At 55.2% G+C, this 16,753-nt stretch carries 12 protein-coding genes; all 12 read right to left on the reverse strand.

Features of this window, described 5'->3' with window-relative positions; translation table 11 throughout:
- Positions 1-84 precede the first annotated feature (84 nt).
- A complete protein-coding gene (locus tag ACN08Y_RS09045; protein WP_419112464.1) occupies positions 85-897 on the reverse strand; it encodes a YggS family pyridoxal phosphate enzyme in 813 nt (270 codons plus the stop codon).
- Between the two features lie 25 nt (positions 898-922).
- Positions 923-1,723, reverse strand: a complete 801-nt coding sequence (locus tag ACN08Y_RS09050; RefSeq protein ID WP_419112465.1) for a polyphenol oxidase family protein — start codon at positions 1,721-1,723, stop codon at positions 923-925.
- 111 nt (positions 1,724-1,834) lie between these two features.
- Positions 1,835-3,043 (reverse strand): cell division protein FtsZ, encoded by a 1,209-nt coding sequence (gene ftsZ, locus ACN08Y_RS09055; RefSeq protein ID WP_419100060.1) that lies wholly within the window; start codon positions 3,041-3,043, stop codon positions 1,835-1,837.
- A gap of 192 nt (positions 3,044-3,235) precedes the next feature.
- Positions 3,236-4,183 carry a cell division protein FtsQ/DivIB gene (locus ACN08Y_RS09060; RefSeq protein WP_419112466.1) on the reverse strand — a complete coding sequence of 316 codons (948 nt, stop codon included), beginning with the start codon at positions 4,181-4,183 and terminating at the stop codon, positions 3,236-3,238.
- Positions 4,183-5,673, reverse strand: coding sequence for a UDP-N-acetylmuramate--L-alanine ligase (gene murC, locus ACN08Y_RS09065; RefSeq protein WP_419112467.1), 1,491 nt, complete (start codon positions 5,671-5,673; stop codon positions 4,183-4,185). Before murC ends, ACN08Y_RS09060 begins: the two co-directional genes overlap by 1 nt.
- Positions 5,670-6,767: an undecaprenyldiphospho-muramoylpentapeptide beta-N-acetylglucosaminyltransferase gene (gene murG / locus ACN08Y_RS09070; RefSeq protein ID WP_419112468.1), complete on the reverse strand. Its 1,098-nt coding sequence runs from the start codon at positions 6,765-6,767 to the stop codon at positions 5,670-5,672. Before murG ends, murC begins: the two co-directional genes overlap by 4 nt.
- A 100-nt stretch (positions 6,768-6,867) precedes the next feature.
- The gene (locus ACN08Y_RS09075) at positions 6,868-8,718 is read right to left on the reverse strand and encodes an FtsW/RodA/SpoVE family cell cycle protein (protein ID WP_419112469.1); all 1,851 of its coding nucleotides are present in this window, start codon (positions 8,716-8,718) and stop codon (positions 6,868-6,870) included.
- Between the two features lie 96 nt (positions 8,719-8,814).
- Positions 8,815-10,350 (reverse strand): UDP-N-acetylmuramoyl-L-alanine--D-glutamate ligase, encoded by a 1,536-nt coding sequence (gene murD, locus ACN08Y_RS09080; RefSeq protein ID WP_419104245.1) that lies wholly within the window; start codon positions 10,348-10,350, stop codon positions 8,815-8,817.
- Positions 10,350-11,468 (reverse strand): phospho-N-acetylmuramoyl-pentapeptide-transferase, encoded by a 1,119-nt coding sequence (gene mraY, locus ACN08Y_RS09085; RefSeq protein ID WP_419112470.1) that lies wholly within the window; start codon positions 11,466-11,468, stop codon positions 10,350-10,352. The genes murD and mraY overlap by 1 nt, the downstream gene beginning before the upstream one ends.
- Before the next feature lie 21 nt (positions 11,469-11,489).
- Positions 11,490-13,085, reverse strand: a complete 1,596-nt coding sequence (locus ACN08Y_RS09090; RefSeq protein WP_419112471.1) for a UDP-N-acetylmuramoyl-tripeptide--D-alanyl-D-alanine ligase — start codon at positions 13,083-13,085, stop codon at positions 11,490-11,492.
- 14 nt (positions 13,086-13,099) lie between these two features.
- On the reverse strand, positions 13,100-14,794 hold the full coding sequence (locus ACN08Y_RS09095; protein WP_419112472.1) for a UDP-N-acetylmuramoyl-L-alanyl-D-glutamate--2,6-diaminopimelate ligase: 1,695 nt from the start codon (positions 14,792-14,794) through the stop codon (positions 13,100-13,102).
- A gap of 82 nt (positions 14,795-14,876) precedes the next feature.
- A complete protein-coding gene (locus tag ACN08Y_RS09100) occupies positions 14,877-16,748 on the reverse strand; it encodes a peptidoglycan D,D-transpeptidase FtsI family protein (RefSeq protein WP_419112473.1) in 1,872 nt (623 codons plus the stop codon).
- Positions 16,749-16,753 lie beyond the last annotated feature (5 nt).

The raw sequence follows: 16,753 nt of genomic DNA on the forward strand, positions 1-16,753 counted from the left end.
TTCCAACAACCTTTTACAGTACCAAAAACTCCGCCTTATTTCGTGCAGGCCAGCCACAGCATTGCCTTCCTATTCGCGGTGAAATTAGGCACTTGGCCGGGACCCCATAATTTGCGATCCCACACGAACTATAGTTGCCCCCCAGTATATAGCCGCCTCCAAATCTTGACTCATACCTGCTGAAATCTCAGTTGCTTCGGGGTGTCGCTCCTGTAGTTTTTGGGCATAGCCGTAGAGCCGTTCAAAGGCTGCATAGGGGTCCTGCCCAAGAGGGGCCACCGCCATCAAGCCACCCAGAGTCAGCCCCGGCGAGTTGCTGATAAGCTCAGCCAGCGACTCAATATGGTCAGGAGCCGCACCGCCCCGATACCCCTGGGCAGCCTGCCCAGCAGTGACAAGACCCGACTCTTCAAGACTTACCTGGATCAGACAGCGCAGGCCACCATGCTTCATGCCTGCGGGCGCTTGACATTCCCCCGCTTCATACCGTGCTAAGCGATTACCGTATGCCTTGGACAAGGCTGTCACAAGCTGTGCTCGGTCTACTGATTGAACCTCCGTAACATACTGTACCGCTGACTTGGCTTTGTTGGTTTGGAGCTGCCCGATAAAAGACCAGTTCAACGGATCCGCGGAGCCAGTATAGGTAGCCAGCTCCTGTGCCTTAGCGGCGGCCTCCTGGTCCCGGTTCTCCCCAACGCGCCGCACTCCCACATCATAGAGTGCCGCCACATCTGAGGCCGGGAAGAACTTTGTGACCACTACCAGCTCAGGAAGTGGGTCAGAGCTCACCCTGGCCCCACCGGCCTGTGCGGCGGCCTGCTCAATAGTTGCCCGGACGCTAGCTAACCTCCCGGCAAGATCAGATGCTCGCTCCGCGCCGTACACCAATCCCATCTCGATACTCCCGATTCCTTGAACTCTAATTCTTCTCAATCCAGACTAGCCCAGCAATGCGCCCGGCAGGCTCACCGTTTAGGGTGTGCCCTCGGTGCGAGAAAACGTCATGGTTTTCAAAGGTACAGGCCCCGAGCTGGCTAGAAACAGCCCCCTCCCCTAAGAGCTTGACAAGGATAGCGCCTGCTCCAGCAGGCAAGTCCAAAGCAGGTGTCCCCCAGCTGGTCAGAGACTCCACCTCGGGCAATAAGTTAGCTGACTCATCACGCATCTGCTGGGGCACTTCGTAACATTTTCCGCAGATTGAGGGGCCCAGCCAGGCCCTTAAACCCACGGCACCTCGAGCTTTGAGGTCATCAACCTCACGCTGAATTACCCCGTCCAGCAGCCCCCTTCGCCCAGCATGGGCTACACCAATGATGGGGCTACCGCTGCGACTATCTTCACCGACAAAAACTATGGGAATACAGTCAGCAACCATGATAGCCAAGGGAACCCCCTGGCTAGAGCTTGCAGCATCCGCCACCGGAGCCAGCTCCAGGAGCTGGTCAGGCTCAGAACCCTTAGACTCGACCCTTGGCCTCGAATCAGCATCGAAGATATCTGTACCGTGCACCTGGTTGAGGTAGATAAAGCCCTGCTCCCTCGCCCCGCCGAGTAGTTCACTTTCCAACTCCCGCCTATTCTCCAGAACTTCTTCAAGGTTCTCCCCCACATGTAGGCCTAAGTTACCGGCCCCTATCGCTGTAAAGCCGATGTGGACCCTCGATCCATCTGAGGTGTGTGCAAGGTGTTCAGAAAATAACCGCGCAGAGGTTTGAGTCATGACTGTCCTTTGTTCACTGACCATCTTTTAAATGCAAAGGAGGGTGAAAGCTGTTTCCAGCTTTCACCCTCACATCTCTTAGTCCTGCACTAAGCTACCGGCTACCGGAGCTTACTTGAGGAAGTCGGGCACATCGAGGGTGTCACGACGAGTTGCCTGAGTATCTTCAACAACGGGGGGAAGATCAACGTCAAAACCTGCGTTGGTGGGGATATCCGCACCGCTGCCGTTCCATGCGTTAGGAGCAGGTGCAGCACCAAAGCCATTGCCGGGAGCCACTGGAGCAGCTGAAGCGTTGCCGAAGCTCTGCTGGGTGCGAGCGGCCTGGGTGTTAGCTGCGCTGTTGTTGTTGGAATTGGTCTCGGGGTTTACCGAATCAAAACCTGCAGCAATAACGGTCACGCGAGCTTCATCGCCCAAGGCATCATCGATAACGGCACCGAAAATGATGTTTGCATCGGGGTGGGCAACCTCCTGAACCAGGCGTGCGGCTTCGTTGATTTCAAAGAGACCCAGGTCAGAACCACCCTGAATCGACAGTAGAACGCCATGCGCACCGTCGATAGAAGCCTCCAGTAGCGGGGAGGCAATAGCCAGCTCAGCTGCCTTAACAGCACGGTCTTCACCCGATGCCGAGCCGATACCCATAAGTGCCGAACCGGCACCTTGCATAACGGACTTAACGTCTGCAAAGTCAAGGTTAATCAGACCGGGGGTGGTGATGAGGTCGGTGATACCCTGTACACCCGAGAGCAGAACCTGGTCAGCCGACTTGAAAGCGTCGAGCATAGAAACGTTGCGGTCTGAGATAGACAGCAGGCGGTCGTTAGGAATGACAATGAGAGTATCAACCTCATCGCGCAGTGCTGCGATACCGGTTTCTGCCTGATTGGAGCGACGACGACCTTCAAAAGTAAAGGGGCGGGTGACAACGCCAATGGTCAGGGCACCAAGAGAGCGAGCAATACGGGCTACAACGGGAGCGCCACCAGTACCGGTGCCACCGCCTTCACCAGCGGTGACGAAAACCATGTCGGCACCCTTGAGGACCTCTTCGATTTCCTGTTCGTGATCCTCAGCTGCCTGACGACCAACATCGGGGTTAGCGCCTGCACCAAGACCGCGAGTCAGCTCACGGCCTACATCAAGCTTGACATCGGCATCTGACATCAGGAGCGCCTGAGCGTCGGTGTTGATGGCGATAAACTCAACGCCTCGCAGACCAACCTCAATCATGCGGTTGACGGCGTTGACACCGCCGCCACCAATACCGACGACCTTAATAACTGCCAGGTAGTTCTGGGGAGTTGTTGTATCCATGGATTCCCTACTATGTTTACTGTTTTCAGAGCAAATCAACCTTAGATTTAAGGTTGAATTTGGCACAAAACTATTGATTCAATCAATGAAAGATTATCAACTTCACCCAACAATGTCGCCCTAGTTTTACCTCAGGCCTTATTTTTCTCAGAAAATCTCTAGGTAAAGAACAACCTTAGGTAAAAGTTGAAACTATTTGACGGTGGGGACAAGGGGACTTGAGACGTCATAGGTTTGGACCGCAGTTTCTGCACCCACAGATGTCATCAGCTGAACTAAAACCTTAGCTTTAAGTTCACTTTCGTCTGGAGTGCCCCATACGACCTTCGTTCCGTCTACCATCTCCAGGGTGATAGTCGAAGCGGAATCGGCCTTAGCTTCCGATACCTGCGACAGGATAGAGGTCGGCAGAGCGGCCAGCACTGTTGTTACGGTATGGAAGGCCCCGCTCCCCAGAATCTCGAGCCCGCCACTGACCAGAGGAACCCCAGCAGCTTCAACAGAAGGAGCTGTACCAAGCTGTACACCCTCGTTATCGACGAGAACAAAAATCCCCTCATTATCAACAACTGCAACCGGAACTCGTTCACGAAGCTGGACAACTAGCTCATGAGGAGGTTTAGCTTGCAAGGTAAGGCCGTAAAGTACATTCTCATTACCAATAAGCGAAGCTACCTCAGACTCTGTAATTTGGGTCATCGGCACACCCTCAAGTTGCTTGAGTTGCTCTTGGATAGTTGCTTCATCAAGCAGAGAGGCTCCCTCCACCTTGATAGTGCGGGTTGCCAACAAAGGTGAAAAGAAGACAAGGCCAATAAATAGAGCTACAAGAGCCAGCAAGGCCAAACTTGCATACAGCCAGTTCTTCCAATTCCAGCGATTCTTTCGCCGTGAGTTGAGGGAAATAGGGGCAGGTTGGTTGCCCCCATCCTCTGCGATGACAGGATCAGGAGAAATCTTGCTATGGTTTTGACGCCATTGAGCAAATTTGCTGTTCTCTGAGAGATCAACCAAATTGTCATTCGACTCTTCGAGCTGTGCAACCTTGGAAGAGTTCAGCCTAATACGCGGTTTACCTGCCTTACCTGTTGCCGAAGAAGTAGCTTCATCAGCTTGTGGGCCCTGATTGCGCTCCTCCACTAGCCCCGCACACTTTCACGATCAGAGAGCTTGTGCACGAGAACCTGACCAAGGTTCGTTACATCCCCTGCTCCCACCGTCATAATGATGTCGCCCGGTAAGGCCGCGGCGACAAGGGCATCAAGTGCCTCATCGACGTTAGCAGCATAATGGACCTCAGAGAACCCCGCATCGGTGATCAAATGGCTGGTAACACCCTCAATGGGCTGTTCGCGCGCCGGGTAGATATCTACAACGTATGACCGATCAGCTTGAGCTAAAGATTCCGCAAATTCACGAGCAAATTCTTTGGTCCGCGAGAAGAGGTGGGGCTGGAAAATAACATAGAGGTTATGCCCCTCAGCTACTGTCCGCCCGGTTTCTAGGGCCCTATGCACTTCGGTGGGATGGTGGGCATAATCGTCAAAGACCTTCACACCGGCCGCCTCACCGCGTAGCGTAAAGCGACGGTCAGTGCCCGAAAATTGGCTGAGCGCACCAACCGCGGCTTCAGGGCTCGCACCTGCTATCAGAGCGCACACAAATGCAGCTGTAGCGTTAAGCTGGTTATGAATCCCCGGGACGGGAAGGGTCAGAGTAATATGCCCGCTGTGAGCTTTATGGGCTACTGTAAAATCCCACACAAGGTTTGATGAGCATTCGGTGCCTTCAGAGGTGATACCTGTAATCCGTACCATGGCGTCTTCACTCTCACCGTAAGTCACAACATGCACTCCAGCTGCAAGTGCGCGCGAGGCAAGCAAGGCAGAACCACGGTCATCGGCGCAGGTCACAAAGACTCCACCGGGAGCCATAGAGGAAATAAAGCGGTGGAAAGCCTCAAATACCCGTTCATCTGTGCCGTAAAAGTCGAGGTGGTCGGGTTCTGCGTTAGTAATCACCGCAATCTCAGGGCGGTAGCGCACGAAAGAACCGTCAGATTCATCGGCCTCTGCCACAAACCAGGAGCCCGGCCCTGCCGCCCCCAGGTGGGCGTTGGTGTTAAACCCGGCAATAGTTGACCCAACAGCAAACGAGGGTGCCAGCCCCAGACCGTCGAACATCACAGACATCATAGAGCTGGTCGTAGTCTTGCCGTGGGTGCCCGCCACAGCGATAACCTGTGAATCACGCATGGTGGCCGCAAGTGCCTCTGAACGATGAAGGATACGCAGGCCCCGAGCGCGGGCCTCCGCCAGTTCCGGGTTAGTTTCCTGGATAGCGGTTGAGATGACCACGGTATCAGCGCCAGCGATGTTCTCAGCAGACTGCGGGACCGAAACTTTGGCCCCCAGTTCCCTCAAGGAGGCAAGAGCCGGGCTTTCTGCCTGGTCTGAACCGCTCACGGCCATACCGGCACTCAGCATCAAACGGGCAACAGCAGACATGCCAGCACCGCCGATACCCACAAAATGTACTGCCCCTAGCTCAGAGAGCACAGGCCGTTCCGGGAAAGGAGGGTTAAGAGGTGCCGGAAGATCAATCGAAAGATCCAGCAATGAGTCAGTCATACGCGAGCCGCCTTCAATACTTCTTCTGCCATCACCTGCGAGGCATCACGGATGCCGTGCCGGTAGGACTTTTCTGCCATGTCGCTAAGTTTAGCCTTATCTGCAAGAAGCGCCGGGACATTAGCCCGGAACCAGCTAGCAGTGAAATCTGAGTCCTTGACCAGGATGCTGGCACCCGCAGATACCAAAGACTGCGCATTTAGGGCCTGCTCGCCATTACCGATAGGCAGAGGCACAAAAATTGCGGGCAAACCGACAGCTGCAATCTCGCTGACGGTTGCCGCGCCGGATCGCACAATCATCAAATCCGCTGCAGCATAAACGTCTTCCATAGATGTCACGAACTCCACCTGACGGTACCCGGGTGCCTGCCTAAGCTCACCGGCAGCATCTTTAAGCGCCTTATCGCGCCCGGTGATATGAAGCAGCTGGTAACCGGCAGGCTGAACCTCATCGATAATCTCAGAGATAGCACGGTTGAGGTTCAAAGCGCCGAGCGATCCACCCGTGACAACCAGAGTTGGTCTATCGGGGTCAAGCCCCAGACGTTCACGTGAGCCTTTTTGAGCCTCTGGCCGGTTAAGAGAGGCAATGTTCTGGCGCATCGGCATACCCACAGTTCGCGCCCCGGCAATGGGGGTATCGGGGAATGCAGTGGCCACCAGGGCAGCTTTCCTAGCACCGGCTTTGTTGGCCAACCCGGGCTTAGCATTTGCCTCATGAATAACCACAGGAATATTTAGCTTGTGGGCAGCAAGGTACATGGGTGTGCAGACATATCCACCGACACCGACCAGGACGTCCGCTTTGGTATCGCGCAGGATGCTCTCCGCCTGCTTTAGGGAACCGCGAAAGCGCAGGGGGAATTTCAGAGCTTCGAGGCTGGGACGGCGGGGGAAAGGAACCTTAGGGATAAAGCTAATCTCAAATCCAGCTTCGGGAACCAGGGTAGCCTCCATGCTGTTTTCGGTACCTACCGTAAGAATCCTTGCCTCCGGCTCACGGTCTTGGATAGCCCGAGCGATAGCAAGCATAGGGTTAATATGCCCGGCAGTTCCGCCACCGGCAAGCACGACAGTAGGTGCATGGGTCATAGGATATTTCACTCCCTTAGGGTTCAGTTTCGCCCCTTAAGTTTACGCGTCATGGGCTCTTGGCACACTTTGAGCGCAAAGGGTTCAGTGTAACCTGCCCTTATTTTTTGTGATTAGGTAAATCTCGTGCCTTGCGGATGGTACGCAGGCCTTGAGGAACTTTCCGCTCTTGTGGGGCTAGGCGCTGAACATGGGCGCTCCCCTCAGCAGGAGCCTGTTTTACCTGATGCTGGGGTTTAGGAGCTGGTGCAGTGGTGCCTTCAGCGTTTGCTGGAGACCGTGTGGCTGAGCCAGAAGCCTGAACTGAGCCAGAAGCCTGAACTGAGCCACTCTGGTATGAAGCCGGCGGCTTCTGCTGAGTCCGCTGAGGATGAAGGGGTTCACCGGTGTTTAAGCGCGGTGCAGTAGTCGCTAGCTTTTGGCCTCCAGGCACAGGAGCCTGCCCCGGCCTTCTTGTCTGCTGTCGCGGTACCGAAGCCTGGCTCTCACCCAGAGCTGACGCCTTTCCTTGCGAGCGGTTATGACTTTTACCATTGGGGCGAGCCTTGCCTCCATCAACGAGGGCGTTCCACCGGTCCAGGAACTTTTCAAGGGTCCACCCGGCACCATCGGGGTCCTTGGCTAGTGCAATCTGTTCTCGAGCAACCACACGCCCAAGAGCCACGCGACGGGCATCGTCCTTTTGCTTCTTGGCGTTTACCAGGCCGGTACGTTCCCCCACAATCGGGTTAAGTGGGGTCTGCCGGGCGAAGGCAATCAGCACGCCCACACCAAATAGCACGGAGACCAGAGAAGAACCACCGGCAGAAATGAAAGGCAAGGGCACACCAATAACGGGCATGATGCCAACGACCATGCTGATGTTTAGCAAAGCCTGACCGGCTATCCAGGTGATGATGCCAATGGTCGCGTAACGGATAAACAAATCTGAAGAACGCAAAAGAATACGCATGGAGCAGTAGATGAGGGCAGCGTACAAGAGAATCAGAGCTACCGCACCCACCATCCCCAGCTCTTCACCGATCACAGCAAAGATGTAGTCGTTGTGGGCCTCGGGAAGGTAATTATATTTCTGACGAGACTGGCCTAAGCCAACCCCCCAGAACCCACCGGTTGCCAGCGCTGCCAAGCCTGAGTTTGCCTGATCACAGGTCGCTTCCTGGCATTCGCTCCAGAAAGAAAAGGTGTTAAGGATACGCTCGATACGGTTAGGGCTGGTTACTACCAGAGCAAGAGCCCCAATCAAGAGTGCTACAATGCCGATGCGAACCGTTGAAGGCGACGGGCGCGCAGCCATGAAGATAGCTCCGAAGAACATAACGTAAATCAGAACCGTCCCAGCGTCGTGACCGGCCAAAATGAGAGCCACGACCAAGCCAAACCCCAGGATCGCGGGAAAGAGCGCTTTATAGAGCGCCTGGCCAGTTGTCCCCCGGTCAATTCTGCCCTGGCGGGAGTATACGGAGGCTAACCACAAAATCATCACGGGCTTGGCAAACTCAGAAGGCTGCATACTGAAGCCAAAAACATTCAGCCAGTTGCGATTACCGTTAACCACACTTCCAAAAAACATCACGGCAACGAGAAGGGCAACAACAACCAGCATCGCGAGGTTAAGCGCGAGGGGGGGCCTATAAAACCTAACAGGTACCAGGAACCCCACAATCAGCATGAGCAGGATGCCAACCGCAGCGAATACCCCCTGGGTGCTGGCCTGCCCATAGGGAGTGTGCCCCACGGAAATCTGCTCCACACTTGATGCCGAAAGAACCATCATCACACCAAAGATAGATAGAACAAACGCAGCAACAGACAGGACGATGGGCACATCGGTCAGCACCATCGAGCCCAATCGTGTTTGGGCCTGCTCCCAGATATCCCGGACCTTGGTGATCAAACCGCCCAGCCGGCTCTGCTGATTCTTCGATGATGGGGAGGCTGTAAGGTTCATGCTCCGGTTCTCTTCTCTTCAGTCAGGTGGCACTCACCCGGCGGGTTAGATGCTGGAAGAAGAGCACCGAGACGTATCGGTGCTCCCCTGTTAGTACTAAGAATTAATCTGGTTCACAAGATCTGCTACCGCGTCGATGAAGGCATTGCCTCTATCGGCGTAAGAAACGAACTGGTCCATAGAAGCCGCTGCGGGGGCCATAAGAACCGTGTCATTCTGGGCTGAGAGTTCGTGGGCTTTAGCCACAGCAAGTCCCATGACGGCTCTTCCGTCACGAGCATCAGCTAGGAGCGGGCTCTCAGTCATGTTATAGACGGGCACTGCCGGTGCCTGCTTAGCCAAAGCTGAAATCAGGGCAGCGGTATCGGTTCCGATGACGACAACGGCTTTGAGCCTGTCCTTATGTTCGGCTACCAACTCATCGTAGGTAACTCCCTTGGAAAGCCCCCCGGCAACCCAAATCACGGGCGTGAAAGAACTCAAAGACGCGTTGGCTGCGTGCGGGTTGGTGGCTTTGGAGTCATTGACCCAGAGCACCCCGTGAGTATTAGCCACAAGCTGGATACGGTGAGCACCCGGCTGATAGTTCAGTAGGCCCGCTTTGACCTCCTCGGGAGAGATCCCGGCAGCTCGTGCCAGGGCAGCGGCGGCCAGCGCGTTCTCCACCGTGTGTCTGGTGGGGAGCTGTCCGGTATCGGCAACCTCTGCCAGCTCTAAAGCCTGGTTGCGGCGGTCTTCGAGGAAAGCACGATCAACGAGTAAACCGTCAATAACACCGACCATAGAAAGCCCGGGGGTATCAGCCCAAAAACCGATAGCTCGTGCGCCCTCAACTACGTCAGCTTCTTCAACCATCTGAACAATTTCTTGCTGGTTGGCGTTAAAGATGCAGGCAACCTGAGTGTTCTCGTAAATGCGTGCCTTATCGGCCAGATAGTTGGCGTAGCCTTGGTGCCAGTCCACGTGGTCCTCCGCCACATTCAGCACAACTGAAGCGAGCGGTGACATGGAGTAGGTCCAGTGGAGCTGGAAACTAGAGAGTTCAACGGTGAAGAAGTCGTAATCAACCGGGTCACGCAGGGCATCGAGGATAGGTGTACCCACGTTGCCCACCGCGATAGCCTTGTGACCTGCCGTTTGCAGAATTGATTCAGTCATGCCAACGGTGGTGGTTTTGCCATTGGTACCGGTGATACAGAGCCAGGGTGCTAGGGTTCGTCCCTCCCTCTCACGCAGTCGCCAGGCAAGTTCAACATCTCCCCAGATTTGGATTTTCTGGCCTACAGCATCGGCCAGGATGCCGATGGTAGGGGCAAGCCCGGGTGAGGTCACGACGAGCTCTGCTGGCTGACCGTCTACCAGGGGAAGCGCTTCCATAGCGTCGGGCCCCAGTACAGACCCGGCAGAACCAACAATCGCCAGGGTGTCTGCTTTGCCACGGGTGACCTCGTTATCATTCCCATCGACGACAACAACACGAGCTCCCAGTTCAATCAGGGTATCTGCTGCTGAGAAACCGCTGATACCAAGACCCGCCACTACAACACGCAACCCAGCCCAGTCAGATTCCCAACGGGTTAGCGATTCAAGTCGCTCGTAGCCGTACACGGGATTAGCGTTTGTTGCCTGCATTAGAAGGCACCTCCGTTGATAATAAGCCAGTCGCCGTAGAAAATACCGAGGGCTACCGCTACAAAGAGGCCCGCCAGAATCCAGAAGCGGATAACGACGTTGACCTCGGCCCAGCCCTTCAATTCAAAGTGGTGCTGGAGGGGAGCCATACGGAAGATGCGCTTACCACCACTGAGCTTGAAGTAACCCACCTGCAGAATAACGGAGATAGCAATCGTCACGAAGAGCCCCGCGATGATGGGCAGGAGCATCTGGGTGCGGGTAATAATGGCGAAAGCAGCCAGTGCGCCACCCAGGCCCAATGATCCGGTATCTCCCATGAAGATGGTTGCCGGTGAGGTGTTCCACCAGAGAAAGCCGATGAGGGCACCAATCAGTGAAGCGGCAAGAACCGCCATTTGGCCGGAATCAGGAACCTCATAGCAGACCCCGTCCAAGGAGCCGGGAACGCACAGGTGCTGAGCCTGCCACATAGAAATCAAAAGGTAGCCGCTGAAGACCATAATGGCTGCGCCGGTTGCCAGGCCGTCTAGACCATCGGTCAAGTTAACCGCGTTAGTGGTTGCCGTGGCAATCAGATTAGCCCAGATAATGAAGAGAATCATGCCAATAAGAGGGCCAGCAAAAGCCAGGTTCAGCCAAGAGATATCACGGGTGAAGGATAGGTGGTAGCTGGCAGGTGACCAGCCCCGGTCATCCTTGATCAGGAGAACACCTACCGCAAAAAGCGTGCCGATGAGCCCCTGCAGAATAATCTTGCCCTTAGGTGTCAGGCCTTCGCTTTGCTTCTTCCAAATCTTTGAGAAATCGTCAATGAAACCCACACCGGCCATGCCCAGCATAAGGAACATGGTCAGTAAGACCGAAGCGGAAGGGGCCTGCCCCACGCCTGTCAGCAAGGGGGTCAAGGCCATGGAAAGGAAGAAACCGAGTACGGTGGCTACCATCATCACCACACCACCCATAGTGGGGGTGCCGCGTTTAACCTGGTGTGATGTGGGCCCGTCTTCGCGGATGAACTGTCCGAATTGCTGCTTGACCAGCCATTGGGTATAGACCGGAGTCGCTGCAATCGAAATGATCAGGCCCAAAGCCGCAGCCAACAAGATAGAAATCATGTGGTGTCTTTGCCTTCCCAGTTATAAGTTGTCTGAAGTGTTGGTGGCAGAAGCAGTTTCTGCACCACTGAAAGAGTTTAGCGGTTGTGCAAAGTCACCGGCGCTCTTCCAGGGCTGATTTGAGCCTTTTGAGCTCACCGGTACGGTGAGGTTGCCCTCAAAGTCTGCAACCTGTTGGCCTAGAATGCCCAGGCCAGCTCCATTTGAGGACTTGAAAAGTACAATGTCGCCTGGTTCAAGCTGGCCTTGCAAGAGTTCAAAGGCCTCTTCGCCGGTAGCAACCCAGGTTGCCTCATTCCCCCAGGAACCTTCCAAATGGGCGGTGTTATATATCGGTTTAGCGATCTCGCCCACTGCAATTAGTTTGGAGATGTTGAGTCGTACAGCGAGCTGGCCGATTCGGTCGTGCTCGGTGAGGCTCTGCTCCCCCAGCTCCAGCATGGCTCCCAAAACCGCCCATGTTCTGTTGGTGCCGGGTTGCCGGCCCAAAGAAGCAAGAGTTTGCAAGGCTGCTGTCATGGATTCGGGGTTAGCGTTGTAGGCATCGTTAATGACGGTTACGCCATCGGCCCGGTCAGTGCGTTGCATTCTCCATTTAGAAGCTGCGGCAGAGGAGATAAGGTTCTGCGCAATGACGTCGGTTGGGATACCAGCTTGGTATGCAAGGGTAGCTGCCGCTAGCAGGTTGTAGACGTGGTGCTCACCGATGAGCTGGGATGACACCTCATACCTCTGCCCATCAGGGAAAATAAGCGTAAATTCAGGTTTGCCTTGGGAGTTCGTGCTCAGGTTTTCCGCAATCACACGTTCCTCGGTTACCCCGGGGTTGGACGTGGTGGTCAGCTCAGCTTCTCGACCCGCCACACCAAAGTAAGTCACGGGTGTACTTGCACGGTTAATCATGCGTCGTACCCTGTAATCGTCAATGTTGAGTCCCAACCCATGACGAACACCTTCAGCCATTTCGCCCTTGGTTGCTTCGATCTTATCGACGCCCCCAAATTCACCGGCGTGAGCGGTACCAACCTTGAGGATAATTCCGTAGTCAGGCTGAATCATGTCAGTCAGGTAGCGAATGTTGCCGACCCGGTCTGCCCCCATTTCAATGACCAGATAACGGGTATCTTCCTCCGCACGGAACACGGTCAGTGGAACCCCCACCTCACCGTTGAATGAGCCGACTGGTGCCACGGTCTTGCCCACTGCTCCAAAGATAGCGGCCAGGAGGTCCTTGGTCGTAGTTTTACCCGCTGAACCGGTAATACCCACCACGGTTACCTCACCACGTTCACGCAGACGAGCAAGGATGAAGGCGGCCAGCTGCCCCATCGCCAGGACAACGTCATCTACGAGTACTGAAGGGTAGGGAACCCCAGCTTCGTCCTTGACCTCGCGCTCCACCAGAGCCAGCCGTGAGCCCGCAGCAAAAGCCTGGGGTAGGAAATTGTGGCCGTCAGTCACTTGACCCGGCTTAGCTAGGAAAAGGCAACCGGCAGTGACTTGGCGGGAGTCGGTTGCAGCTGAGGTACACGAAATAGCAGCCGCCTCCGCTTCGGATAGGCCCAATAGGGTTCCTCCCACAGCGGCGGTAATCTCAAGGGCAGACAGTTCAATCATGGGTTTACCTTAAGCTACTTCTGTTCGTTCTGATAAGCGGGTAGGACGCTGTAACCAGCGGCCAGGAGCGCACATGCTGTTTCAACTCGGTCATCGAGTTCAAGGTCTGTTCCAGCTACGTCCTGAGCCACCTCGTGCCCTCTACCAGCAATAAGGATAGAGTCTTCGGGACCGGCCAGTTCAATAGCCCGGGTGATAGCGGCTGAACGAGGCTCGATATTGAACACCTGCTGAGCTCGGGCCCCGCCTTCAACGGCGGCCAAGGCACCTGATTCAACGGCCTCACGGATCGGGCCAGGAGCTTCATGGTGCGGATCATCGTCGGTCACGATTACGATGTCGGCGTAGGATGCGGCAATCTGCCCCATGAGAGGCCGTTTGGTCTGATCCCGTTCACCGGTGGCGCCGAAGACGATAATAATCTTGCCCTTAGGATTAGCTGGTTCGATTGCTTCAAGAGCCCGTTTAAGGGCATCGGGATTATGGGCAAAATCGACCAGTGCAGTCGGAGCGGTAGAAATGAGCTGCATCCGCCCAGGGACCACGGGTGCCAGAGTTTCAGGGCGAGAGAGCTTCTCTGCCACCTGGCTCCGCTCCCCTTCATGCTGGACAGACTCAAAGACCATCAGGGCAGCTAGAGCAGCATTTGAGACGTTGAAGTCCGCAGGGAGCTGAGTCGAGCTTGCCAGTTGCAGGCCGTCCCCGCGTTCCAGCACAAAGCTGTGTCCGATTCCGCTCCGCTGAACCCGAATCAGCTTCCAGTCGGAAGGCCCTAGCGTAGACAGCTCCGACCCGGCTTCAAAGCCAGCACCCCTCTTGGTCGCCAAGCGAACGACGGCGCGGCTCCCCAGATTCTTGATAGCACGGTCAGCCATCTTCTGACCCCACTCATCGTCAACGGTAATCACCGCACGGCGGGTACGTTGGGGGGTGAAAAGCTCGGCCTTGGACTCAAAATATTTCTCCATGGTGCCGTGCAAATCTAGGTGGTCTTGGGTCAGGTTGGTAAAACCAGCAACATCGTATCGAATGCCATCAACACGCCGGTAGTCCAGAGCGTGTGAGGAAACCTCCATAGCTGCGCTGCTGATACCCTGCTCACGCATGAGCGCAATCAAAGAATGGACGTGGGGCGACTCCGGGGTTGTTAGCTTGGAAGGAATTGCCTGGCCACCAGCCAAAATCTCAATGGTGCCGATCAAGCCCGTGGTGTGGCCCAGAGCCTGCATAGCTGAGTTAATCATGTAGGTGGTAGTTGTCTTGCCGTTGGTTCCAGTCACGGCAAAGAGTCGGGGTGCTCCCCCGTTTGCAGGCTGAGAACCGTAGATACGAGCAGAAAGTGGCCCAACCGCTGCTCGTACGTCGGCGGTCACAATCACGCCCAGTCCCTGCGGCAAAGCCCCGTCCTGCTTTATAAGTTCAAGGCCATCAGCATCAGTCAAAACTGCGGAAGCCCCACGCTCTAAGGCCGCAGCAATAAAGGTAGCACCGTGAGTCTTTGCCCCCGACAGAGCAACATACAGGTCACCTTTCTGAATCTCACGCGAGTCCAGGGTGATACCGCTAATAGGCGCAGCGGCTTCCTGCACATGTCGTGCCTCCTGCCCCAGATCGATCAGCCACTCAGCAACCTGCACACAGCTGGTGCGGTTAACCTGACGGGGGCGCAGAGTCTGTGCGCTACCGTTGAGCAGTCTTTGATTGTTCACGGGGTTTCCCTCCAGGTATAGCAAGTGAAATTAAAACTTTATCTGGCGCTCTGGGCAGCGCCCCTTATTCGTAGCCTCTACTTTAGCCGGTTTCATCGTGACCCTCGGCAAATTTGGGGGTCAGCTGAGGCTCCGTTGAAGAACGCGGCACGTTATAGGTGTGCAAGGTCTTCTCCATAATCTCAGCGAACTGCTCGGTTGTGTTAGCTAGGCCTACAGCGGCGGCTGTTGTTTGAGGGCGATGGATCGTGACAGAGACCAAAAAGCGCGGATCTTCCGAAGGCGCAACCCCCACGAAGGAGGTAGTCCAACCGTCATAGGTCGATGAGTTCTTTCCTACGTTTTCAGCGGTGCCGGTTTTACCGGCAACCCTGTACCCCTCAACCTGGGCACCCTTGGCACCGCCCTCGTATACAACGGCTTCCATAATGCTCAGGGTCTTGCGGGCAGTTTCCTCGCTAACAATTCGGGTGCCCTCCTCAACAGGGCGTTTTTCCTCGGTCCCCTGATTATCGAGAACAGCATCGATGATGCGGGGCTTGAGCATGACGCCCTTGTTAGCAATGGCCTGATAAATCATGGCGGTCTGGAGGGCCGTCTGAGCGATACCCTGGCCAAAGAGCACGGTGTACTGCTGGCGGATATCCCAATCCCGCCAATCACTAACCAGTCCCTGAGACTCACCGGTCAGCTCAACCCCTGTGAAGTCTCCCAGGCCAAATTTCTTGAGCCAGTTATAGCGCTGTTCTTTGGTCAGTTTGCTCCCCATCATCACGGTACCCGTGTTCATGGAGTCTGCGATAATTCCAGTTACGGTTCGCTTCTGGGCAGGGTGAACGAAAGCATCGGTAATGGTCTGCTGATCAATCACTAGCTCGGCGGGCACGTCAAAAACCGTCTCGGGAGTCACTAGCCCCTCATCAAGAACCGCAGCGGTGGTCAGGATCTTCTCCGTCGAACCCGGCTCAAAAACCTGAGAGATAGCACGGGGATTCATATCTGCAATCTCGAATTTATCAGAGCCAGGATCCATGGTAGAAGAATCCGCGAGCGCAAGGATAGAACCATCACGGACATCCATGACAATGGCAGTGCCCCACTCAGCTTTGAGCTCATCAGCACGCGCCTTGACAACCTGCTGAGCAAAATACTGAACGTCTTGGTTGATAGTAAGGCGAATGTTTTTACCGTCTTCAGCGGGTGTGTTCTGTTCATCTCCGATAGGGATACGGATACCGTCAGCTGAGATTTCATAGACTCGCAGTCCGTCCTTACCCGCCAGATGCTCTCCCATGGTTCGTTCAATACCCACAGAGTTATTGGCGGTTCGGGTTTGGTTACTGGTCCCGTCGACGGCTTCCTCAACGATGCTGTAGCGACCTACTACTGACCCAGCAACCTGCCCGTTGGGGTACTTACGTTCGCTCAGAATCTCACCGTATATATAGGGAGCACCCAGTGCTTGAACCTTGTTATAGATAGCAGGAGTGACATTATCTTTAACTACCTTGTATCGCAGGTTGCCGTCCAAGGCGTTTTTGACATCCTCATCTTTCATCTCAAGGATATCGGCTAGCTCGTAGACAAGCTCGGTGGCAGTTACCTCAACTGGCTTGTTGCTCCCCTCCTCGTACCTTTTGAAGGGGCCAACTGCGGACTGATCAACGGTGATGTTATACCTTTGGACGCTTCGGGCCAGGACGTTACCGTTGATATCGAGAATTTCCCCTCTCAGGGCGGGGATGACCTGCTCGCGGGTTCTTTTCTTCTTTGCAGCATCGGCTAAGCCGTCGGGGTCAAGCCCCTGTAGGTAGGCAAGACGAGCACCCACAAGACCAAAACCAGCGGCCGCGATAGTGCCGGTTAAGAATCCACGGCGCCCTACAGTCTGTTTTATCCCCTGAACGGGATCTTCATACTGCGAGCCCTTCATGGTTCCACCTGGTTCTGTCACGGTAT

Origin of the sequence: Rothia sp. P5764 (assembly GCF_048512965.1) — a bacterium.
In the GTDB taxonomy this organism is placed as follows: domain Bacteria; phylum Actinomycetota; class Actinomycetes; order Actinomycetales; family Micrococcaceae; genus Rothia.